The organism is Lysinibacillus sp. TE18511, assembly GCF_054062295.1.
This window is the reverse complement of the sequence record NZ_JBSSFD010000004.1, coordinates 80,593-102,145: the sequence shown is the minus strand read 5'-3', so window position 1 is coordinate 102,145 and position 21,553 is coordinate 80,593. Positions and strand designations below refer to the sequence as shown.

Below are 21,553 nucleotides of genomic sequence, written 5' to 3'. Positions count from 1 at the left end.
GGTAAAGTATAGAAAAAATGAATGGAGAATTATGCTATGGAAAAATTGAAAAGGGTTGAATTAAAACATTTTTCAAGTGAATATATGAAAGAATTGAACTCTTTTGTACTTACAGAAGAACAAAAACAATTTTCTGCACTTCCAAGCAAATTTGAGGAAATTAATGAAGGACAGTATCGTGTTGTTATTTTAAGTGATAATACACCAGTTGGTTTCTTTCTCCTAAATTCAAATGAAAGAGTAAAGAAATACTCTAATAATTTGAACGCTTTGTTATTAACTGCACTATCAATTAATCATACAGAACAAGGAAAAGGTTACGCAAAACAAGGAATGACATTACTAGTTGAGTTTGTTAAAACAGAATTTCCTAATTATGATGAAATTGTTTTGGTTGTAGATAATGATAATATTCCAGCACAAAAACTATATTTAAAAGTAGGATTTGAAGATACAAATGAGAGGCTAATAGGACGTATTGGCGAAGAAATTATCATGAGACAATTAATAAAATAATATTAAACTACCATCGTCACCAGAGTTGATTCCACATTTTGTAGATTAACTCTGGTTTTATTTTTTGCGGAAGTTTAGCATCAATCTTTGAAAATTAGCTTAATAACATGTATCAAATGGCGCAAGTGTATTATTTGTATCAAACGTTACATTTTATGTATGAATGAAATTAAAGTGTAAACTGTGAGGAAGGACGGCGCGGTAAAGGTTTCCTCCCTTGGTATTTATAAAATCATAAATATTAGGGAAAGACAGACCGACGACCGACCTGCGCTCCATAAATTCGTCCGGAGCAAGACATAAAGCAGTAAAAACGGAAGCAAATCCTTTCGGTGAAATTTCACCTGAACAGTACAAGGAAATTACAAAGCAAGATTTTGAGATGCAAGGAGAAGCTTAGCGTTATTTTTTTTGCATTTTAACGCTGTGAGAGCAATCGAGATAACGGTGATTCTCAATGCTTCTGACAGTGCTAGTTATTTTAATTAAACAGGGCAAAGGATCATTGCAAAGTGGTAGAAACAATTAATAATTGGTTGCTGATTTTAACAGCGTTAATAGGAGGTCTCTTGTTCATTTGGCGCATTACGAACAATCTGAATAAAACGCTACTTTGTTTAACGAATGGCATAGACAGATTAAACCAACATTTAAACGAAGTTGACGAAACTTCAAAGGAATCAGTAAAACGTATCAACAATCACGAAGTGCGTATTGTTGTATTAGAAAAAGTAGCAGGGATAGATAAACATACTGAGGAGAGTGTACAATATGAAAATTAACTGGAAAGTACGTCTGCAACACAAACAATTTTGGGTATCACTAATCGCATTACTTATCGTGCTCGCAAATCAAATTGCGGGCATTTTTAATGTCGATATGACAATTTACAACGATCAAGTTACAGCTATTTCCGAGACAGTTTTAAGCATCTTAGCTTTATTAGGTAGTATTATCGACCCAACGACATTGGGAGTTTCAGATAGCATAGAAGCAATTGATTATGACAAGTCAAAGGACGGTGTTGCGAAATGAGTTATGTCATCGAACAACGATTAATGCCAGGTTTGCTAAACAGAGCATTAACAGCTGCCAAGTACGTAATTGCGCATGAATCAGGTAATGCCAAAAACTGCGGTCCTAATGCACTAGAAAAAGAAATAGCTTTTATGAATCGTAATAAAGCCAATGCATTTACGTCTCATTGGGTAGGTGGAGGCGGCAAAATCGTCCAACTCGCACCAGTTAATAAAGTAAAGTACGGTTGTGGTCCTAAAGGAATCCAAATTGATAATATACAAACATATATGGAGAATTAATATTAGATATTTAAGAAGAATAGAATGGAAGGACGTAAAGAATAAAGGGGATGAGAATGGTTGTCGAATTATGTACAGCATGCAGTATTTGAACATAGGTTTTGGTTAGAAATAATGAAAGATCATGGTCAATTTATTCATGATTCATTGTATCCTTCAGAGACGGAGGATATTAAAAGCGCAAATTCATTTATTCAGCAATTTTCCCAGCTACTTACTTTTGCAAATTCACTTAATGCCCCCGATGTAGCAATTTCCTTTTCAATCACTGTCGATGAAGTTGTTGAACAATTCAAGCAATTTAAGTTTCATATTCTTAGACACCAACTGACAGGTGATTTTGGTATTCATTTAACACCTACCTTTGTCAATCATATGGTCAATGAATTAGAGGAATATCAAAATGTTCTTCTCTATCTAAAAAAAGGTGAAGTTCCACCAATCTTTCATGAACTACATCACCACTTAGTCTGGCTTTTAGATGCATCAGGGCATGCTTGCGCCATTAATGATGGGCTAGATGGTGTAGAAAAAAGACTGAAACAAAAGAGTAATGCTTTTACCCAACATTTTGAACAGTTTTATTTAAAGGCAGTAGAGCTAACTGGTTATTTACGTTCTAATTTACAATCATTTCCTGCTTTGACGCGATTTAATAAAGATGTAGAGATAGAAATGACTTTATTTAAGACATTTTTACGGGAGTTAGAGGAAATGGAGCTTAGCGCTGAAGTATTAGGAACTTTTACAGCGCCAATGGCAGATCATATGTGGAGGGAGGAACAGTATTATTTATCGAAGCTAGCACAAGCAAGTGGTTAAAAAGAATATAGTTCATAAAACTGTTAAAGGTGACATTAACTGTACCCCAAGAGTTAGACCAAAATCTAAATATTGGGGTACTACAATTTAAGCGATTTTATCATTTCAATCCCTATGGACTAATTTAAAATAGCGTTCTTTCCGCTTGTTATTTTCTACTACATTATTAACACCTATGTCAGTCAGATGCTGTGTAACCAACTCCTGACAGTGGATCTCTAGGCTTCTAAGATAAAAGGATTTTCGAACGGTCTATTTCATTTTCGGACTTCTTTTAAAAAATTTTCTTTTTATCCCTATCATCTTTTAAAATTTCTACAGCCTCTCTAAAACGTTGAGAATGGACAACTTCTCGTTCACGTAAAAATTTTAAGCTATCATTCAAATCAGTATCATCAGATAAATCAATAATCCATTGATAGGTCGCTCGTGCTTTTTCTTCTGCTGCAATATCCTCATACAAATCAGCAATCGGATCCCCTTTAGCCTGAATATATGTTGCAGTAAACGGTGAACCAGCTGCATTCTGATAAAATAATGCCCTATCATGATTCACATAGTGATCACCAAGACCAGCTTCTTTTAGCATTTCTGGAGTTGCATCTTTCGTAAGTTTATAGATCATCGTAGCAATCATCTCTAAGTGGGAAAACTCTTCTGTCGCTATATCGGTTAATAATCCGACAACTTTATCGGGAATAGTGTAGCGCTGATTCATATAGCGAAGAGCTGCTGCTAATTCTCCATCTGCACCACCATATTGCTCAACTAAATACTTAGCTAGCATAGGGTTACATGTACTCACCTTCACAGGATATTGGAGCTTCTTTTCATAATACCACAAAAATAATTCCTCCTAGTTATCATGTTATACTTGCCATGGCCATGGTGTATCAATCCAATTAAAAGGAAAATTAGAATAACTCCTACCGAAATTCATAAGTGGACCAAATTTTTGCTCAAAATCAACCTTAAGTTTCATACTTTTTTCTGTGTTTTCATTAAATTGCTGAATAGCATCATAATCGTAGGGATGAGTATCTAAATAAAGATTCAATTCCACTATTACAAAATCTATTGCTTGAATTTCTTCCAAAAGTTTATAAAATTCGGGCGACATCTCTTTACTCATGCTTCATCCCTCCTTTTTCAGGATTGGGATAGGGACTAAATAATTGTGGCCATAACGTTCCTGCTTTAAGAGCTTCTTTAGGAGATTGAAATTGTGGTAATCCAGGTGGTTGAAAACCCATATACAATTGTGGAGGTGTAGCATAGCATTTAACTCTGATTGGTGGACATGGATCAAATGGACTAATATAAGGCTTCCAATACTTATATTGCGTAAACATGGCATCCTCCCTTCTGTAAACATTTACATCAGTTGAGTATATGAGAAGGATAAAATTTTTATTCTGATAGAAATGATATGTCACTAAAGTTGTGGCTCAGTAATTAACTTCGTGTATTTTTGGTGCTTGGGCAGAAAGGGGGACATTATCCAGTGTTATTATGATGACTAGAATGAAAAAGAAAACAAATGCAATGAAAAAAGTCACTCATTTGAAAAATGATGAGTGACTTTCTTGCTTTTATTTTGAAAGGTTTACTTTATATCTACTTTGATTTTTAGCATGGTTCGGATTTAAGAATACCGAACGATTATTTTTTAATAAAATGACTTCGAAAAAAGGTTTGAATCTTTCTTCAGAAATCTCGAAAGCTTTTAAGAATTTAGCGATTAGTTGTTGTTCTTGAGTTTCAGCGTCACCATCAGATAAAGATGAATCAATAATATTAACTAAGCACATTTTTTGAGCATCAGTTAATGCGGTGCAGCTTCCATCAGCCCACATCATATAAAGCAAAGATGTTACGAATGCGGATTCATTCCTTGTTTGTTATGAACCTTGTCTCCTTTAAATATATTCAAATAATTCCACTAATAAATCCACCTATCATTATAAAATTTCAAAAAAATTAAATGTAGATATGTAATGATTTATCTATTCTTTGAACTGACCATACCTTTAATCGCTATCATTGTTAATATTGTATTAATAATGGCAAGTGTTGTCAGTATTGTTCTTATGATATCCACTAATTTCTGTGGTGACAATTCGTTGTTTTCAGATATAGAAATGGACATAAAAAAATCACTCATTCGAATATAAAAATGAGTGATTTTTTAATGAATATATATTTATAGTATTGTACCTGCTCAGTGCTGTTGTATTTAATGTTTAAAATAATGGTACCCCAGAAGTACCCCAATTAAAAGATTTTATACGAGTTTATATGAAGTAGAAATAAACATATAATAAATTTGTTTTTCCAATAATTATCACACTTAATCGAACAATTATTTTTTCACCTCACAAAATCAATAGAGCAAAAACCCGCCAAATCAATATTTTTACGCTATAATGAAGGACGAGGTGAAGAAAATGTTTGTTAGTGAGAAACAAATTGAAATTCGATATGCTGAGACTGACCAAATGGGCGTGGTGTATCATGCCAACTACATCATTTGGATGGAGATTGGTCGTTCACAGTTAGTAAATGATGCAGGCTTTGAGTATGCAGCGTTAGAAAAAGATGGTTATGTTTCACCAGTGATGGATTTATCCATTTCTTATAAGGCAGCTATGCATTATGGTCAAGTAGCAACTGTGCGTACATGGGTGGAAAAACATGATCGTTTACGTACAACATATGGCTATGAAATATTACATGAAGATGGCACAATAGCTGCGACTGCTCAGTCCGTACATATTTTAGCGCATAAAGATACGTTACGTCCGGTATCCCTGAGTAAAATTGATCCAGCATGGGATGCAAAATATAAAGAAATCGCATGTGAGACGAAATAGGAGACGTATATATGGAAATGTTATTAGCTTTAGGGGCTATTATGGCTTGTCTTGGTGTTGTGCTAGGTGCTTTTGGGGCACATGCACTTAAAGATAAATTTGCGTCACCACATTATGCGGCCATTTGGGAAACTGCGGTACAATATCATATGTATCACTCATTAGGTTTATTGGGACTTGGTATTTTATCTAGTGACGCCCTTTTAGGAGCATCTAGTATGCTTTCTTGGGCAGGTTATTTAATGTTTGGTGGTATTGTGTTTTTCTCAGGTAGTTTATATGTTTTAGCCGTTACAGGCGTGAAAAAGCTTGGAGCGATTACACCAATCGGCGGTATGTTATTTATCGTTGCCTGGGTGCTAGTTGCTATTTCTGCATTTGCTTAAGAAACAATTAAATATCGATCTAAACAAAATTAAACGAGGTATACTAGCAGATGGTATGACCTCGTTTTTTTGCATGTTGTTTGAAAAACATGAAGCATGTGGAGATCCCTTAATTTCACCGCTTCGTGTTAGAATGGCTGAAAGACGAATCCTGACGCAATTATGCCGAGCCATATTGATCATGAAAAGTAGATAAAGCGACAATAGCTCAATTAATTTGAATAAATGGGTGAACGACTGAAAATATAAGTAAATTGGATGAATAACTCTAATTATCACGGCATTCGTTGCGGTTAGTTGCATAAGTTATAGTGATAAAGAAATTTTTACATTTTTTACACAGCAGTACATGAAAAACAGTGATCCTTAATTAAAGTGATGGTCAATTTAGCAATTTTTATGTATTAGAAACTTAATAAAGTAATTTTTTTTAGGATCCCTTATTGTAAAAATGAATTGGTAGCTACCTCGTTTTAAAAACAGTTTGGTAATTTTCGTCTGAAAATTCAGAACAATTATTTCCATCAAATTTTGCCAAGTGAAGTTGCGAATTTACCATAAACGAATTATTATACAGTCAGAGAGCTTTTTTTATGAAATGAGCTGTGAATGTAATGCTATTCTTGAATAACAGTTATGGCGTTATTCATGTATGGGGGTTTCGACAATGGACGCAATTGAAGTGTTAACAAATTTAGATCAAATACATGGGTATTTTCAACCTATATTTAGCGCGGATGCGCATACGGTGATTGCCTACGAAATTTCCGGACAGTTACAAATTGAAGGTCAACAAATTAATTTAAAAGATTTTGTAAATAATGAAGATATTCCAGAAGAGTACCGTATTGACATGGAACATAAAATTCTACATTCTGCATTAGCAAGAATAGAAGAAATTGCACCGGAATTTGATATATATATTCCAAGTAATCCGAACGTACTGATGCAGGATTTCGGCGAAAGTCACTTTAATATTATTCAACAATATATAAGTGAAGAAGAGTTACATCGTATTGTGTTAGTTGTTTCTGAACACCGTTTTTTAGGTGATATTAATAAGTTGCATCATGCACTACGTTACTTTACGACTTTTGGTGTGAAAATTGCCGTGCAAGAAGTGGGAGCGGAGAGTCATTTAGAACATATTGCTCTATTATCCCCACAAATTTTAAAGGTTAATATTCGAGATTTAAATTATGATTCGTGGTCTGCGCAGTCGGATATGATATCAGCAATAGGTAGTCTAGCTTATAAAATTGGGGCAAACCTCTTATTTGAAGGAATCGAAACTGTTTATCAATTACAGTTTGCCTGGAAAAATGGAGGGCGTTTCTATCAAGGACGATACTTAGCAAATCCTGCACTGACATTTGTTGAGAAGGATATTTTAAAGGAGCGGTTTAAAGAGGAGTGCCAGCAATTTATTACCACTGAAAAGAAAATATTAGAGGCGCAATATTTTCAACTGAAAAAACTGCGGGAGGAGCTAGAAGCAATTGTTCATCGTATTAAGCCTTCTAGTGATAACATCTCACATTTAGAGCATTTAGCTAAGCTGTTGGATAGTTATTCATTCAGGTTGTATATTTGTAATGAAGATGGCTTCCAACTATCTCCAAACGTAATGCGTATTGATGGACAGTGGGAATTGCAGCCTAGTGCCATTAAGAAAAACTGGAGTTGGCGTCCATATTTCCTACAAACCATCATTAAAATGCGCAACGATCAAAGCGGGGAAATTTCAGAGCTTTATCGAGATATTGAGACAGGGGAAATTACGAGAACGTTTTCGATTGCTATCAACGAGCATGAGTATTTGTTCGTCGATCTTTCCTATGATTACCTTTATGAACACAGTATATTTAGATAGCCTTATAAATGCTTATATATCAAGGTTTCAGGGGTGCAAATTTAATTTGTACCCCACTCTGTACCTCAAATTTGAAAATTGTTGATGGTCATTTATCTTAGTTGATAGTTAATAAGTTCGCTTTTACACTAGACAAATATGATTTTTTAACATATAGTTGATGTAATAGAATCGTTTACAAGGGAACAATGAATTCACATATTACAAAGAGTAATCGTGTTTTGTTAGATACTTTTTGTAATATGTGAATTTTTTTCTTTTGTAGTAATATGATTTTATTTAATACAATTAATGGAGGTCATTTAAAAATGGCACAAGGTACAGTGAAATGGTTTAACGCAGACAAAGGTTTTGGTTTCATCGAAATGGAAGGCGGAAATGATGTATTCGCTCACTTCTCAGCTATCCAAGGTGAAGGATTCAAATCACTTGAAGAAGGTCAAAAAGTTGAATTCTCAGTAGAAGAAGGCCAACGTGGACCACAAGCTGCAAACATCGTAAAACTTTAATTTTTAATGAAGAAAACCACTCTTAGTTGAGTGGTTTTCCATTTTATATTCCTAATAGCTGTTTCTTTTTATCATCAAATTCCTCTTTAGTAAGTATCCCATCGTCAAGTAACTTCTTGAATTTTAATATTTCATCAGCTGCGCTAATTTGATTTTGTGCTACGGGTTGAATAGCTTCTGTTTCTTCTTCAGCAACTATTAAAAGTGAAAGCTTCTTCGAGATCCTTTTTATCACATTTAGTAACTAATGGTACTTTATCTTTGTTTTCACGCTTTAGGAAAAGAGTAGCTACAGATTTATTCTTTCCAATATTAGCCTCCATTGCACCAGCAATAGTTCCAACATGACCAAACGTACTACCGATTAAAAATCATCCTGCGATGTCAAACGCACTCATCTGGCTATTTTCAACGCGTTCAAATTTGATTAATTTAAATGCTTCAGGCTACCTGATAATTTACTGGGATTTAGATAGTACCAGGCTTTGTCTGTGAGAGCTTGAAACTACTACTATCTGGTTGCACCAAATAAAACGTTCAATAGAAGATTTATATAATGAAATTACTAAAACACTTAATCCAGAAGTTCAAATCTATGTCATAGATGCATGCGGATCAGGCGGTAAAGTTATTACCAGAGAAAAAAAATTTAAGCTATGTCCTGAGAACGGAGCCATCACCAATTATAGAGACAGCATAACCCACCTTTGAAAATGAAGCCTTAAAAATTTTCAAAGGTGGGTTGGCAAAGGTATGAATATATATTCAGGATTGTCTGATTTTTTTCTACTGTATTGAAAAGCATAGAAATCACCTATTCTCATATTCTTTTACACAAGTATCGATGTAAAAAGAGAGGATGCTGTTATATTACGAGAGGGTAATTGTATGAACAAGAGAAATTAAAAAGTCGGTTTCTGAACATACAAAAAATCAGCTTTTTTATACCTTTTATACAAGAGGCTTTTGAATTAATGTAGCAAATTCTAGTTGATGTACATGCCCATCATCAAGTGTAGTAATACCTTTGACAAAGTGTACATGTTTATCCTCGCTAACACGGATAGCAGGACCTGTTTCTATTGCAACCTCATGATGATGATCTAAAAAATCAGTATTAACCATAATTACATGTATATGACTATTCCCCTTAGGAATTACTTCACTTGTAACTCCTGCAAAACGATGATTATGCCTGTCATCTCCTTCTTCAGCTAATTTGGTACTTGCCAAGAATTCATGAACATGCGTTTGTACTGACTCTTCTGAAGCTTTTTTCTTGTTTGAAGGTTCCTCTTTTTTGAGCTTTTCTTTTTCGTTTAACTCTTTATTCATTAAATAGAGCCCTCCTTAAAATTAGACTACGGAATATACTACTCGATAGGGAAAGTATTTATGATTAAAAGGGAAAATAATAATACTAAAAGTTGTTAGTTGTCGCCCGCTAATCAAAGTGGGTACAAGTGTTCTTTTTTTAGATTCTAGTAATTGACTATTCCGCTAAAAAAGTTTGGTTATTACAAAGAGGAGGAGACAGTTTAAAGAAATTGGAAAAGAATTAGCTGATAAGGAATTTGAGTTTGTAATTAGTGATGGCAGTAGCAACGAAAAATCAAACATTTATAACTGGTTAGATGAGTAACGAAGGTAGGAAGATCAAACCTGTTAGCTTTAACATCACAGATCAACATGAGCTTGCACTATTAAAACATGCAGAAAAAATAACCACACTAACTGAAAAAATAGGAAATTTTAGTAAGTGTGTAAAAAGATTGATTGAGGAAGATATGAAGCGTGGTTCAGGCAACGAGATAAGAATAGACAGAAATGAGCCAATAATGCATGAGGAAGAGTCGTATTCTATTGAGACAAAAGAAGCGATGAATAGTTTTATATGAAAAAAACCTCACCCATTATGAACTGCACCCCAATTGTTAGACCAAAAATCTAACAATTGGGGTGGCAAGTGTTGTCAGTATCGAATACCATTAATGAATGTCGTTAAATTGTGCTGTCATTTTTAAAAAAGCTATTTGTCCTCATTCTTTAAAATCTCAAAGTTCTGATTTCGTTGTTGAACAAAATTTTACCGTTGTAATGATTGTGCTCAACCCACATAATAACCAATTCAATCAGTAAGAATCATGCTGTAATATTAATCGGACTGGTTCGATATTGTTTCAAAATAGTCCAGAACGACCTCGCGGAATTCCAAAGAAGCTTGCGTCATGTACCGACTTTTATGCCATAATAAAGCGATATCGCGTACAAGTTCGTGATTCTCAACTTGCAGATATTTAATTTTTTCCCATGACATCTTTGCTGTGCTTGGTATGAAAGCAAGTCCAATTCCAGCTTCTACAAGATTGATCAGCCGTGTAGGTTCATCGCCCTCATACACATATTTAAGGTCAAATCCGGCCGATTTACATACAGAGTCCACTAAATCGCGAGTGCCGTAGCCTCTCTTCACACCGACAAAGCATTCATCCTTTAGTTCAGTCAAAGTTACGCTACTTCGGTCTGCTAGCCGATGCCCAATAGGAACAGCTACAAGAATGGGATCAACGAAGACAACTTGACATTCGATGTCTTCCCCTTGGATAGGAGGGGACGACAAGCAAAAATCGACTTCACCTCGATGTAAAAGCGTGACCATTTCCAGTGTGGTCAGCATTTGCACATGAAATTGGATATTAGGGCGTTTTTTACGAAACTCTCGCAGAATCTGGGGCAATGTGCTTGCGGTGGTTACCGCCAGCTTGAGTGTGCCAAATTCTGCGCTGGACAAATCGCTAATCTCCTGCTTCCCTTGTTCCAACTCAAACAAAGCCCTTTCCACGCGACGGAGGAATATGTTGCCAAATTCATTCAATCGCAGTTTCCTCCCTGTTCGATCAAATAAAGGTACCCCCAAATCTTCTTCCAGGCGTTGAATCGTTTTGCTTAACGATGATTGCGTAACGTGGAGACTTCGTGCAGCTTCGGTTACATGCTCTAATCGAGCTACCGCTAGAAAATATTGTAGTTGAAGAAGTTCCATTTTTTCTCTCCAATCATTCCTTTTGGTCAATGATATCATAACTTGAAATGCGTTGGAATGAATGTTGAATTTCAAGTAAGATATCAATGTAACTAATATAAGGGGGGATAAAAATGAATTCTTCCAGCAAGTGGTTAATGATATCCGTTGGGCTAGGAATATTATTAAACCCGTTAAATTCATCGATGATTTCTGTTGCTATTGCCAGGTTGCAACATGTGTATAGCATTGATTTTACCGCTGTTTCCTGGATTGTATTTTCTTTTTATATTGCTAGTGCTATCGCCCAACCTGTAATGGGGAAGGCTAGCGATTTATTTGGTCGGAGGAAGATATTTCTGGCTGGTCTTGTTGTATCTTTGGTTTCTTCTATTCTGGCTCCATTTTCTCCGAATTTTAGATGGCTTATCGTATCCCGAATCGTGCAATCAATCGGAACTAGTATGCTGATTGCAGTTGGAACAGCAATTGTACGCATTCATATTACAGAAAAGCAAGCAGATGCGTTGGCAGGATTATCGATTTTCCTATCCGGTGCTGCAGCTATAGGACCTTTTGCAGGAGGAGTACTTATTCAGTGGTGGGACTGGCCAGCGATCTTCATCGTCAATATTCCGTTTGTAGTGGCGAGCTTTCTTTTAGCTTGGAAAGTGATTCCTAACGACGAGCCGGTAGCATCGGTTTCACGTGACATGTCGCTTCGAAAATTATTGGGTGTGATTGATGTGTCAGGAATTCTGCTCTTTGCGGTGGGACTGATTGCCCTTCTAGTTAGCTTGCTGTCAGCGAAATCATCCGGAGATTTCTCTATGTGGAATATCGTTGTTGGGATAATCGGCCTCGTTGCGTTGGGGATATTTGTACGACATGAGTTAAAAACGGTGTCGCCCTTTATTCCTTTGCACACTTTCGCTAAATATCCGGCGATGACTTGGGTCAATATACAATACATGCTCGTTAACTTGCTTTATTATGCACTCTTTTTCGGGATTCCATCATACCTACAAATGGTGCGTCATGTCAGCGAATTCCAGACAGGTATTCTTATGTTAACCTTGGGCTTGAGCTCGATCGTAGCTTCGCCGATAGCCGGGAAATGGGTCGGTAAATCGGGACCCAGACCAGCATTGATCGTATCCTCATTACTGATGGTAGTTGGTTCAGTGTGGATCGTGACATGGACGCAAAGTTCACCGGTCATCAGTGTGTGCATGGCGTTAGCTGCATTCGGTTTTAGCAACGGGCTAAACGCTGTTGGTATGCAGGCGGCTTTGTTTAATAGCTCTCCCAAAGAAATTGTTGGTGTAGCATCTGGCCTATTTAATACCTCGAGATACTTGGGAACAATTTTATCTTCACTGTTGACAGGCATCATCATGGGAGGTGAGTTCAACTTTACAGGATTTCGTTTGCTTGGAGTTTTCCTAACGGTCATTGCATTGGTCTTAGTATTTATAAGTCTGCGGCTCAGATATTCAGAGCAATTGGATGAACTGAGTACAAGTAAGTAAAACAAAAAATAAAAATAAGAGTTGAGTGTTTTGACAACTGTTGATATCAAGGAATGGTCCGCATGGAATCGAGCTTGGCAGGAAACGCAAAAGGATAAACAACTCTAAGGAGAGAAAATCATCCAGAAGTGGAAGGCGAGAGCGCAAACTTTCGCCGCGAATATCCTTGGAAATGAGGTTAAAAACGGACGGAACACGTTATTCAAAGAATAGCTTCTGGAAAATGCGGATTTCAACGCTAAGCCCATTTCACTGACGATTTTACCAAAGTATTCAAGGTGTTGATGGCATTGATGATTATGTTTAAAGCACTCGCTCTAAATGTTGCGATTGCTAGATATGGTATGTAGTTTATACGGAGGAAATGATAAAATGAAGAAAGAACTTATGAATTTAGAATTACCAGAGCTATACATTGAAAATCTATTTGAATACCGATCTACTATCGATGGTGTTCCAGAATGGATTGATTTTGCAAGAGAAGGTTATTCGATGCAAAAGCACCGTAAATTTTTTGAGAGAATGAAATACATCTTGAACGAAGCCAGTCAAGATGATGTAATTAACGATGATGAAATGGTTGAAGCGAATAAACTGATTCAGGAAGCCATTCAAGAATATAATGACATGAGCACTTAGCCACTTATTAAGAGAGCTGAGTGTTTTTTATTTTCATGTAAAGTTTGTCATAATCAAAAGCTTAGAAAAAGTGTGTCTCAATATATGGGCAGAAAGCTCTCGCTTTGATGCTTTTTTATGGCATTGAACATTTTCACAATGTAACTCTACTTATTGGTTTTAGATTTGCGGTAATAATACGTAATCTGTCCTCTTCTAATTCACTATCATATTCTTTCTTTTGATTCCGCACAGCAAGATTTATATCGTATTTGAGATGCTTAAGCTTCAGCCTTATGATTTATATTCGGCTAATATAACGGTTGTTGCATATGACAAGATGGGAACCCGTTAATATCGTTAATCATCCGAAAGTCATATTGTTTTAATGCAAATTGACTTTGATATAAGTATTCCATCACTTGTAGTTTTCCGCCAGAAACACCACACAATACTCCGGAAGTTCCTTGACCGTTTGTAAAGGAAACACCAACTGGCTGACCTAATAAATATCTAATTTTATATTGCCAAGGCATGATTGTCACTCCTTTCAATTGCATTATATGTATTTTGATTGTATTGGTGCTTGTTTGATAAAGATTTGAAATAACAGAAAGAAAGGTGAATGAGGAACAAATATGAACACTAGTTTTTTGGTAATGGATAACAAAGTTAAAGAACGGCTCATCATTATTACGTGTGGTTGATTTCCGTTCTAACTTATATCCAAGGTATAGATCTTAACAAATGTCATCCACAACTTTTGGTGAAGAGACTAAAGATCATATAGAAAAGCCGATTGTAAAATGCTTTTGAAGCAATTGCGCAGTAAACAGATGAAGCTTTCCAAGGAACAGTATTGGAAGGGAAACCAAGAAATTACTCGATATTAAGCCATAAAACAAAGTCCTTGATCCATCCACTCAAAATGAAATGTGGGTATTACTTGATACAATTTTAGGTAATATTAGGAAAGGGCGAGAGAGACGGAAAAGAGTTAGGTGGCAGTAACATTGCATTGTGATTAATCGAAAGAAAATGTGCAGTAGAGAAAGATTTATTTTTTCAGTAATTCAAGAAGTAAACAAAAACGTTGATAATTTATATTTAGATATTTCAAAAAAAAAATGACCAAAACCTAATTAAATGGTAGAGTATAGAAAATATGAATGGAGAAATATCATATGGAAAAATTGAAAAGAGTTGAATTAAAGCATTTTTCAAGTGAATATATTGAAGAATTGAACACTTTTGTACTTACAGAAGAACAAAAACAATTTTCTTCACTTCCAAGCAAATTTGAGGAAGTTACTGAAGGACAGTATCGTATTGTTATTTTAAGTGATAATACACCCGTTGGTTTCTTTCTCTTAAATTCAAATGAAAGAGTAAAGAAATACTCTAATAATTTGAACGCTCTGTTATTAACTGCACTATCAATTAATCATACAGAGCAAGGAAAAGGTTACGCAAAACAAGGCATGACATTACTAGTTAAGTTTGTTAAAACAGAATTCCCTAATTGCAATGAACTTGTTTTAGTTGTAGACAAAGATAATATACCAGCACAAAAGCTATATTTAAAAGTAGGATTTGAAGATACAAATGAGAGGCTGATAGGACGCATCGGCGAAGAAATTATCTTGAGACAATTAATAAAATAATATTAGAACACCCATAAAAGTAACGGGAATTTTTACTACCATCGTCACCAGAGTTGATTCTACATTTTGTAGATTAACTCTGGTTTATGTTTTTCGGACAGTTTTGCATCAAACCTTGGAAATTATCTTACTAATATGTATCAAAGGGCGCAAGTGTATCATTTGTATCTAGCAGAATATCTTTGTGACACTGTAGAGATTGAAGGTGAATCACTTATAAGACGTAAGCTTGAGGGATTAGGATGAGGTAGTAGCGCCAGGAACAGTGTATTTTTACGCATATGAAAGAAAATGTGCAGCAACAAAAATGGCTAGACCAACATTTTACTTCAATTGTTTATTTAAAAAATATATGAATCTCTTTTGAGCTTGTGTTTTCTTAATAATTTTTTTAACACGAAAATTATTTTGAAGGTAATTTCTAACGTTACGATTTGCAAAAAATAATTTGCGATACTTATCATCATGATAAATTTCATTAAACCAATTATACTGTTGTAATTTTTCTATATTTTTATCGATTTTATTAGTATTTAAAGTTGTACTACCATTAAAAAGTATTCCAGATAAAAGATCTGAAACAAAATCTAACATATCATCAACGCCTTAGTTTAAATTATTTGTGAAAATGTTTTTTTAATTAATCAGGTACTTAGATATCCTAATTTAGGTGTAGAAAATTTTCAACATCTAAATATTGGGGATTTTTCTGGGTTGGCTAAAGTACTGCACAATATGAGGATATTAAGAAAAAATCAAATCTAGATCATGTAATAGTAAGAACATTATTGTAGAGCAAATGATTAACCTTAAAACTATTTAATACAGAATCTACCATTGGCTCTGTGAGGTTGAATTTTTAACTTTTCTTTATTAAAAATTTTGGGGGAGGATAAAAATGTTTGTCACAACATTAGAATTGGAAGATTTAAACAATAATAAGATTTTAATTAAGTTACCACGTAATAATTTGTTTAAAATACATAATTTTTATCTACTAAGTGAATGGAGTACTAATCGTTCTGGTTCTATAAATACTTTATCTATTTATGTTGATGTAGAAGATAAAGAAAAAGCGAATAAAGATATACGTTTTATGATAGATTTATTAAATTTTATGTACAATATAGATTTAACTATTACTACCAGTTATAGGATCTCAAAAACGAAAAATTTACCAATGACCAAGTGGGTCCATTCTAAGGAAACTAAAAACAAAAACATAATTAAAATAAATAATGCTCTAACTCTGTTATTTGAGATGGAAGCTAAGAAACAAAAACTTATTAAAAAATCTCTGTATTATTATTCTCGCTCTTTAAAGTTATCAGAACTTGAGTTGTATGAAGAAGCATTTTTATCTGTATACAAACCGATTGAATTAATTTCTAATAATGTTTATAAAAATCATCATCAAAAAGTTTTTGATGATGCCATATCTTCAGTAATACCTAATTTACTCAAAGAATTATTTGATGAAGAATTTAAAGAGGAGGGAAAGGATCATGATATTAATAACCTGATAGTTCCGATGTTAGAAGAAATATTAACTCAACGAAGAAAAATTAAAAATACCCTCCTTTTTTTAAAATTGGAGAGGGAGGTTGATTATTGCGGTAAATTAGTTAGACTTCGGAATAAAGCTGCTGCACATGGAAATTCAAGAAATTCTAATATAGGGATATATGAATATGTCAACTGTATGATTCTAAGTAAGGAAATGATCACAGCATATCTTTTAGGTGAAAAATCTGATGTAACACAGTTAGATGTAAAAAGAAAAGATTGATTTTAATAACGCTGCAATCTTCAATAGTAGGAGGGAGAGGACCAGATGAGTATATACAAAACACAATCGGGAAGAGAAATGTCTTTAAAGCTTTATGATGCTCAATTGAATAAATTGGATTGTTCATGTAAAGATGTTTACGTTCATACTCGTTTTGGAAGAACGCATATCATTGAAACTGGCAATCTATCAGGTGAACCATTGCTAGTATTTCATGGCGGGAATAGTACAACTGCCTATAATTTACTAATGTATAGATTCCTGCTTAAGGATTTTCACATCTATGCGGTTGATATTATTGGTCACCCTGGAAAAAGCGATGAAGTGAGCCTCTCTCCTAGAAATTATGATTATGGAAAGTGTGGGTAAGTGACGTTATTATTGGACTTGGATTTGATAAAATAGCTTGTTTTGGGGTTTCGTTTGGAGGCGGAGTTTTGGCAAAACTGATGTGTATCGCACCGGAAAAGATAGAAAAATCCGTATTAATTGTGCCATCAGGTATTAATAATGCCTTTCCAATCAGTACCGTGAAAATGATGATACCACTACTCAAATATAAACTAACAAAGATAGAAAAATATATAAAAGAAACGGCTTTATTTATGGCTCTTAAAGAAGAAGTTCTTGATAAAGATACTTTGGATATGGTGAAAGATAGTTTTGATCATGTAAAAACAAAAGTAGGGATGCCATCCAATGTGAATGAGAGATTAATGCAACAGTGTAAAGCACAGACACTTATTATGGCAGGAGAAAAAGATTGTTTATTTCCCGCGAGAAAAGTATTACCAAGAGCAAAAAGAATCATACCAAATAACACAGTTCATATGCTAAAAGGGTGCGGACACATGCATATGTTGCCAGAGCGTGAAAAGAAAATGATCGTTGATTTTCTTAAGGAGTAACTAATGAAGTACACCAGCTGAACAATCTATATAGATGACTGTAAAATAAAATTCAATTCTATTAATGAATATAAAAATTCACCATTTTGGGTAACCATTAATGTTAAACGATCTTCTAATAAAGTAAGAAACAATATTTTAGTTCAGATGATGAAGTAGCCAAAAGGTTGCTTTTTTTTAGTCTGTTTTCTTCCTTCCTTCCTAACATTTCAGTTTAGTTGAACAAGGGGATTAATGGGTATTTGTAGAATGATTAAATGTAATCTTCTATTTTGTTTTTCAAATTCTGTAACAAATTTGATCGGAGTGACTACAATTGCGCTTTGAAAATGATGATAAAATATATCCTTATTGTCCATTTATCACCAGAATAGTGGAAGTAGGCGGACTTACTAAATCACAGCTTATTCAGAAATTGCAACAGTACTCTATCTTGATGAATGAGTATGGAGAGAAGTTATTTGCTGATGATAAATTTACGACTTCTAATAAGAAGTCCAGCCTACAGACTGTTGAACTAACTGTTGGAAACCTTGGCTTTCCTGACGGAGCTAATACGGATCGAATCTTTAAAAGAGCTAATGAACTTGGGTTGAAATTGTGTCCACTTGAGTTGGGACCGCACCTAAGGATGGAGTATCTGGATCAGCTTGAGGGTTATTCAGGAAATCCTTTAAAGCAACAACAAGCTCCATCAGGCTCCGTCACAATAGCATCAGAGATACTAACTGAAGATGATGAGTTTCCGAAAGGCTTCTACCTAAGACGAATTAACGGTGTTTTGTGGCTTCGAGGATATCGTGCTGATCATCTACACGTTTGGAACCCTAATGATCATTTTATCTTTTGTGAAAAAACACTACAGGACAAGTATAATGAATTTGAAAATGTGAATAAGATGAATGCGTTGTTGCAGCAAAAGGAACAAATGTAAAATCTAAAACAACCATACTACCAAGACCCGATAGTGTAGAACTTTCTGAACTAACGGGTGCATTTATTTGAAGATCATTGAGTTGCATATGCAGCTCTTTTTTTCTTATTGAATTAATGGGGGAGGTTAGTGAAAGGTGGAATTGATATACTATCAAATATAATAAACAAAATAGTTAGGTGAATATGGTGAAGGATAAAAAGGAACGTTTAAAAGAGTTGCTAGCCAAGCAAAAACAAAAAGGAATAAAAGAACAGGAAAAAAGAGAATACGAAACTGTTTTAGAGGAAGTTAATGAGTTATTTCCGAATACTGATTCTGAAGAGGAAGTAGAAATATTATCAAAAGAAGATTCAAAAAAAATTACTGATGAATTATTCAAAGAATTTCCATTTTACAGAAATGGAATTGAATGGACACTAATGTTTTACAAAACTATATTCTCTAACCTTGTTGACTATGAAGATGCATTAGCAGAACTAGTAATTAAAAATCATAATGTAAATAATGAAATATGCTATATTATTGACCTTAACTATCAACATGTTATTAAAACAAAACTGATTAGAATTATACACAGAGTTGAAGAAGTTAGAAATTGGGGCAGATATATTTATTCACCTCAAATTAAATTGGTTATCGAATTCCCCTCTAATGATATAGCGGTAGGATGGAAGAAATAAGTGTCTCCAACCTTAGAATGTGAAGCTTTACACTTAAACGCCCATGAAAGAAGCTAATCATCTTTCATTTTCTATGATGTAGCACTGATTTTTGAACTTTATGGAGGGCTAACGGGGGCGAGTGTTCAATGGAGCAGTCGCTTTTTTACTAACAGAGAAGTTTAGTTCAATAAGAGGTACAATCCAGAAGATGTTGAGTAATATTAGAACTAAAATATGAGGGAAACAGGAGGACTAATAAATGAGTAAAACAGTTACTTTTTCAGTTACTACAAAATATGTAAAAGAAACAGTCAATTTACAAGAATTAGGTATAGACGAGGATATGGACGACAAAGAAATGAAAAGAGCAGTAGAGGATTTTTTCCGAGATTGGCTTTGGAATAACGTTTCTTTTTCTTACATAATTCACGAGGATTAACGCAATAGGCCGGACCTACTCGGTAACGTTAAGAGGAATTTCCTAATTCAACAAACGGGCGCGATTGTTCAATAAGAGCAATCGCTTTTTGAGCTAGCGATGGAGGTTGTTCAATATGGGAGCGGTGGAAAGCAACGATTATTTATTATGGAACCACGTGACGTAAACGTCGTGGACAAAATGATTTATTTGTCACTGATTGGTGCCAGATACTGTTAGGTTCACTGGTCGAATATTTGTCATTCGTAAAGACATCCTATTAAATGGAGGTGTGATTAATGGCAATTAGGATATTATTATTAATACTATTTGTTAGTTTTAACTTTTTAACAGGTGCTTCTGCTGAAGTTCCACTTAAAGCTGCTTTTATTCGAGACCACCAGCTTTGGATGAAAGATGGCGATAAAGAAATACAGCTTACAACAGGTCAGTATGTATCCTCTCCACAGTGGTCAAAAGATGGGCAGTTTATTGCCTATTTAGCAGGTGATGAGAAGGGTGAAAAAACGTATTTGTATATTTATGATTTGAAGGAAAAGGAAAGCTATCAACCGTATCCATTAATTGAAACAAGTCAAATAAAATGGTCGCCAACATCAAATCAACTAGCTTACAATTCAGGTGGTGTCCTAAGTGTTACAAAAACAAAAAATGGGCGACCACAAGGCTTTGAAAATGTATCTCTAGGTGTTAGTGATTTTGAATGGTTCCCCGACGGAAAAGCGTTTATCGTTTCATCTCAATCTAATTTACTTCCTACTGGATGGGAACCAGTTCGTCTTTTTAAAGTGCCCGTAGATGCCAATCTAAATACGAATAAAATCAAGCCTTTTTACACCATTCAAACAAATACAACCGACTTATTTGCAATTGATGCAGCATATTTTAAGTGGAGTCCTGATGGTAGCTGGGTTAGCTTTCTATTAACACCCACTGCGTCTTGGTCCAATGATAGCAATACACTATCTGTGCTTTCATCAGTAGGAGACCACCTTCAAGTTATAGGAAAAATGCTTGGGAATGAAAATTGGATCAAGTGGGCTCCTACAAAAAATCAACTAGCCTTTATATCGGGTGAAGGAAGGTTTTACGTTGTAAACAAAAATACAGCCGTTACCGATATTCCTACTTTGAATAAACGAAAGGAATACACACCAAAAGGGTATGTTGACCTTGATTTGGAATGGCTTTCTCCAGATGAAATAATTGTTGCTCGGGCAAAAGAAAACAAAGAGTGGAAAGAGGGATCAGTTCCAACTATGTTTACCTCGTTATATGTAATTAACATTAAATCAGGAGAACAAGAGCAGCTTACATTTCCAAAGAACAATAAAATAGATAATACACCTCAAGTAGTTGGTTCAACTATTACTTGGTATCGAACATCTGAAAAAGAAAACATAGGAGATGTTTGGGTTAAAGATAAAATAGATGGTCTAGAACATCTGTGGTTAAAAAATGTAGACTCTGCACCAACTTTTTTCAATAAAAAGTAATTGAAATAACCTACCTCCCGAAATAAAAAATATGCTCACCTTTCTGGTAAGCACGACAGATAGCCATCTATCCTTGATTTTTTTGATAGATGGCTATTTTACACATGAATTGGAACATACCGAGAGCAGGACAAACTAAAGTAGAAGAGGGATTCCTTAAAATTAATACTAAGTAAGCCACCTCATAT

At 34.7% G+C, this 21,553-nt stretch carries 30 protein-coding genes; 20 read left to right on the top strand and 10 right to left on the bottom strand.

The genetic code is table 11. The annotated features are described in order from the left end of the window. Positions 1 to 36 precede the first annotated feature (36 nt). From ACVWXS_RS04365 to ACVWXS_RS04345, 5 genes are all read left to right on the top strand, one after another. Positions 37 to 516: a GNAT family N-acetyltransferase gene (locus ACVWXS_RS04365; protein ID WP_456956368.1), complete on the top strand. Its 480-nt coding sequence runs from the start codon at positions 37 to 39 to the stop codon at positions 514 to 516. Positions 517 to 1,028: 512 nt separating this feature from the next. Beyond that, positions 1,029 to 1,298, top strand: coding sequence for a hypothetical protein (locus ACVWXS_RS04360; RefSeq protein ID WP_456956366.1), 270 nt, complete (start codon positions 1,029 to 1,031; stop codon positions 1,296 to 1,298). Then, positions 1,288 to 1,551, top strand: coding sequence for a phage holin (locus ACVWXS_RS04355; RefSeq protein ID WP_456956364.1), 264 nt, complete (start codon positions 1,288 to 1,290; stop codon positions 1,549 to 1,551). The genes ACVWXS_RS04360 and ACVWXS_RS04355 overlap by 11 nt, the downstream gene beginning before the upstream one ends. Then, the gene (locus tag ACVWXS_RS04350; RefSeq protein WP_456956362.1) at positions 1,548 to 1,835 is read left to right on the top strand and encodes a hypothetical protein; all 288 of its coding nucleotides are present in this window, start codon (positions 1,548 to 1,550) and stop codon (positions 1,833 to 1,835) included. The genes ACVWXS_RS04355 and ACVWXS_RS04350 overlap by 4 nt, the downstream gene beginning before the upstream one ends. 60 nt (positions 1,836 to 1,895) lie before the next feature. After that, complete coding sequence (locus ACVWXS_RS04345; protein ID WP_456956360.1) at positions 1,896 to 2,657, top strand: DUF2935 domain-containing protein; 762 nt, start codon at positions 1,896 to 1,898, stop codon at positions 2,655 to 2,657. A gap of 274 nt (positions 2,658 to 2,931) precedes the next feature. On the opposite strand, the gene ACVWXS_RS04340 is transcribed toward ACVWXS_RS04345, so the two are convergent. The 5 genes from ACVWXS_RS04340 to ACVWXS_RS04320 form a co-directional block, all read right to left on the bottom strand. Further along, positions 2,932 to 3,501 (bottom strand): manganese catalase family protein, encoded by a 570-nt coding sequence (locus tag ACVWXS_RS04340; RefSeq protein WP_456956358.1) that lies wholly within the window; start codon positions 3,499 to 3,501, stop codon positions 2,932 to 2,934. A gap of 24 nt (positions 3,502 to 3,525) precedes the next feature. Next, positions 3,526 to 3,789 carry a spore coat protein CotJB gene (locus ACVWXS_RS04335; RefSeq protein WP_456956356.1) on the bottom strand — a complete coding sequence of 88 codons (264 nt, stop codon included), beginning with the start codon at positions 3,787 to 3,789 and terminating at the stop codon, positions 3,526 to 3,528. Beyond that, a complete protein-coding gene (locus ACVWXS_RS04330) occupies positions 3,782 to 4,009 on the bottom strand; it encodes a spore coat associated protein CotJA (RefSeq protein ID WP_456956354.1) in 228 nt (75 codons plus the stop codon). The genes ACVWXS_RS04335 and ACVWXS_RS04330 overlap by 8 nt, the downstream gene beginning before the upstream one ends. 240 nt (positions 4,010 to 4,249) lie before the next feature. After that, positions 4,250 to 4,516, bottom strand: coding sequence for a hypothetical protein (locus ACVWXS_RS04325; RefSeq protein WP_456956352.1), 267 nt, complete (start codon positions 4,514 to 4,516; stop codon positions 4,250 to 4,252). Positions 4,517 to 4,659: 143 nt separating this feature from the next. Next, positions 4,660 to 4,806 carry a hypothetical protein gene (locus tag ACVWXS_RS04320; RefSeq protein WP_456956350.1) on the bottom strand — a complete coding sequence of 49 codons (147 nt, stop codon included), beginning with the start codon at positions 4,804 to 4,806 and terminating at the stop codon, positions 4,660 to 4,662. Positions 4,807 to 5,104: 298 nt separating this feature from the next. Between ACVWXS_RS04320 and ACVWXS_RS04315 the strand changes: the two genes are divergently transcribed. From ACVWXS_RS04315 to ACVWXS_RS04300, 4 genes are all read left to right on the top strand, one after another. Continuing rightward, positions 5,105 to 5,530, top strand: a complete 426-nt coding sequence (locus ACVWXS_RS04315) for an acyl-CoA thioesterase (protein WP_068984419.1) — start codon at positions 5,105 to 5,107, stop codon at positions 5,528 to 5,530. A gap of 11 nt (positions 5,531 to 5,541) precedes the next feature. After that, positions 5,542 to 5,916 carry a DUF423 domain-containing protein gene (locus tag ACVWXS_RS04310; protein WP_427418891.1) on the top strand — a complete coding sequence of 125 codons (375 nt, stop codon included), beginning with the start codon at positions 5,542 to 5,544 and terminating at the stop codon, positions 5,914 to 5,916. A 667-nt stretch (positions 5,917 to 6,583) separates the two neighbouring features. Then, the gene (locus tag ACVWXS_RS04305; protein WP_374966480.1) at positions 6,584 to 7,789 is read left to right on the top strand and encodes an EAL domain-containing protein; all 1,206 of its coding nucleotides are present in this window, start codon (positions 6,584 to 6,586) and stop codon (positions 7,787 to 7,789) included. 308 nt (positions 7,790 to 8,097) lie between these two features. Next, the gene (locus tag ACVWXS_RS04300) at positions 8,098 to 8,298 is read left to right on the top strand and encodes a cold-shock protein (protein ID WP_368634978.1); all 201 of its coding nucleotides are present in this window, start codon (positions 8,098 to 8,100) and stop codon (positions 8,296 to 8,298) included. A 43-nt stretch (positions 8,299 to 8,341) separates the two neighbouring features. Here ACVWXS_RS04300 and ACVWXS_RS04295 read toward each other — a convergent pair whose 3' ends face one another. Together ACVWXS_RS04295 and ACVWXS_RS04290 are read right to left on the bottom strand one after the other, a co-directional pair. After that, positions 8,342 to 8,533 carry an SHOCT domain-containing protein gene (locus ACVWXS_RS04295; protein WP_456956346.1) on the bottom strand — a complete coding sequence of 64 codons (192 nt, stop codon included), beginning with the start codon at positions 8,531 to 8,533 and terminating at the stop codon, positions 8,342 to 8,344. A 716-nt stretch (positions 8,534 to 9,249) separates the two neighbouring features. Then, on the bottom strand, positions 9,250 to 9,633 hold the full coding sequence (locus ACVWXS_RS04290; RefSeq protein WP_402985730.1) for a YmaF family protein: 384 nt from the start codon (positions 9,631 to 9,633) through the stop codon (positions 9,250 to 9,252). A gap of 299 nt (positions 9,634 to 9,932) precedes the next feature. On the opposite strand from ACVWXS_RS04290, the gene ACVWXS_RS04285 reads away from it, so the two are divergent. Further along, positions 9,933 to 10,196 (top strand): hypothetical protein, encoded by a 264-nt coding sequence (locus ACVWXS_RS04285; protein ID WP_456956344.1) that lies wholly within the window; start codon positions 9,933 to 9,935, stop codon positions 10,194 to 10,196. Between the two features lie 257 nt (positions 10,197 to 10,453). Here the strand turns inward: ACVWXS_RS04285 and ACVWXS_RS04280 are convergent, their stop codons facing one another. Continuing rightward, complete coding sequence (locus ACVWXS_RS04280) at positions 10,454 to 11,341, bottom strand: LysR family transcriptional regulator (protein WP_368634975.1); 888 nt, start codon at positions 11,339 to 11,341, stop codon at positions 10,454 to 10,456. A gap of 113 nt (positions 11,342 to 11,454) precedes the next feature. Here ACVWXS_RS04280 and ACVWXS_RS04275 point away from each other — a divergent pair, with 113 nt between their 5' ends. Further along, positions 11,455 to 12,852, top strand: a complete 1,398-nt coding sequence (locus ACVWXS_RS04275; RefSeq protein WP_456956341.1) for an MFS transporter — start codon at positions 11,455 to 11,457, stop codon at positions 12,850 to 12,852. A 321-nt stretch (positions 12,853 to 13,173) separates the two neighbouring features. Next, positions 13,174 to 13,491, top strand: a complete 318-nt coding sequence (locus ACVWXS_RS04270; RefSeq protein ID WP_456956339.1) for a hypothetical protein — start codon at positions 13,174 to 13,176, stop codon at positions 13,489 to 13,491. A gap of 290 nt (positions 13,492 to 13,781) precedes the next feature. On the opposite strand, the gene ACVWXS_RS04265 is transcribed toward ACVWXS_RS04270, so the two are convergent. Further along, positions 13,782 to 14,006: a hypothetical protein gene (locus ACVWXS_RS04265; protein WP_368634972.1), complete on the bottom strand. Its 225-nt coding sequence runs from the start codon at positions 14,004 to 14,006 to the stop codon at positions 13,782 to 13,784. A gap of 648 nt (positions 14,007 to 14,654) precedes the next feature. Between ACVWXS_RS04265 and ACVWXS_RS04260 the strand changes: the two genes are divergently transcribed. Next, positions 14,655 to 15,134, top strand: coding sequence for a GNAT family N-acetyltransferase (locus ACVWXS_RS04260; protein ID WP_456956337.1), 480 nt, complete (start codon positions 14,655 to 14,657; stop codon positions 15,132 to 15,134). Positions 15,135 to 15,458: 324 nt separating this feature from the next. Here ACVWXS_RS04260 and ACVWXS_RS04255 read toward each other — a convergent pair whose 3' ends face one another. Next, positions 15,459 to 15,728 carry a hypothetical protein gene (locus tag ACVWXS_RS04255; RefSeq protein WP_456956335.1) on the bottom strand — a complete coding sequence of 90 codons (270 nt, stop codon included), beginning with the start codon at positions 15,726 to 15,728 and terminating at the stop codon, positions 15,459 to 15,461. A 304-nt stretch (positions 15,729 to 16,032) separates the two neighbouring features. Here ACVWXS_RS04255 and ACVWXS_RS04250 point away from each other — a divergent pair, with 304 nt between their 5' ends. From ACVWXS_RS04250 to ACVWXS_RS04220, 7 genes are all read left to right on the top strand, one after another. Beyond that, positions 16,033 to 16,923, top strand: coding sequence for a hypothetical protein (locus ACVWXS_RS04250; protein WP_456956333.1), 891 nt, complete (start codon positions 16,033 to 16,035; stop codon positions 16,921 to 16,923). 45 nt (positions 16,924 to 16,968) lie between these two features. Beyond that, positions 16,969 to 17,292, top strand: a complete 324-nt coding sequence (locus ACVWXS_RS04245) for an alpha/beta fold hydrolase (RefSeq protein ID WP_456956331.1) — start codon at positions 16,969 to 16,971, stop codon at positions 17,290 to 17,292. A 68-nt stretch (positions 17,293 to 17,360) separates the two neighbouring features. Next, entirely contained in the window at positions 17,361 to 17,831 is a 471-nt protein-coding gene (locus ACVWXS_RS04240; RefSeq protein ID WP_456956329.1) for a hypothetical protein, read from the top strand. A gap of 316 nt (positions 17,832 to 18,147) precedes the next feature. Then, complete coding sequence (locus ACVWXS_RS04235; protein WP_456956327.1) at positions 18,148 to 18,765, top strand: helicase; 618 nt, start codon at positions 18,148 to 18,150, stop codon at positions 18,763 to 18,765. A gap of 188 nt (positions 18,766 to 18,953) precedes the next feature. After that, positions 18,954 to 19,448 (top strand): CDI toxin immunity protein, encoded by a 495-nt coding sequence (locus ACVWXS_RS04230; protein WP_456956325.1) that lies wholly within the window; start codon positions 18,954 to 18,956, stop codon positions 19,446 to 19,448. 241 nt (positions 19,449 to 19,689) lie between these two features. Further along, positions 19,690 to 19,869: a hypothetical protein gene (locus ACVWXS_RS04225; RefSeq protein ID WP_456956323.1), complete on the top strand. Its 180-nt coding sequence runs from the start codon at positions 19,690 to 19,692 to the stop codon at positions 19,867 to 19,869. Between the two features lie 278 nt (positions 19,870 to 20,147). Next, positions 20,148 to 21,365 carry a translocation protein TolB gene (locus ACVWXS_RS04220; RefSeq protein WP_456956321.1) on the top strand — a complete coding sequence of 406 codons (1,218 nt, stop codon included), beginning with the start codon at positions 20,148 to 20,150 and terminating at the stop codon, positions 21,363 to 21,365. Positions 21,366 to 21,553: the final 188 nt, after the last annotated feature.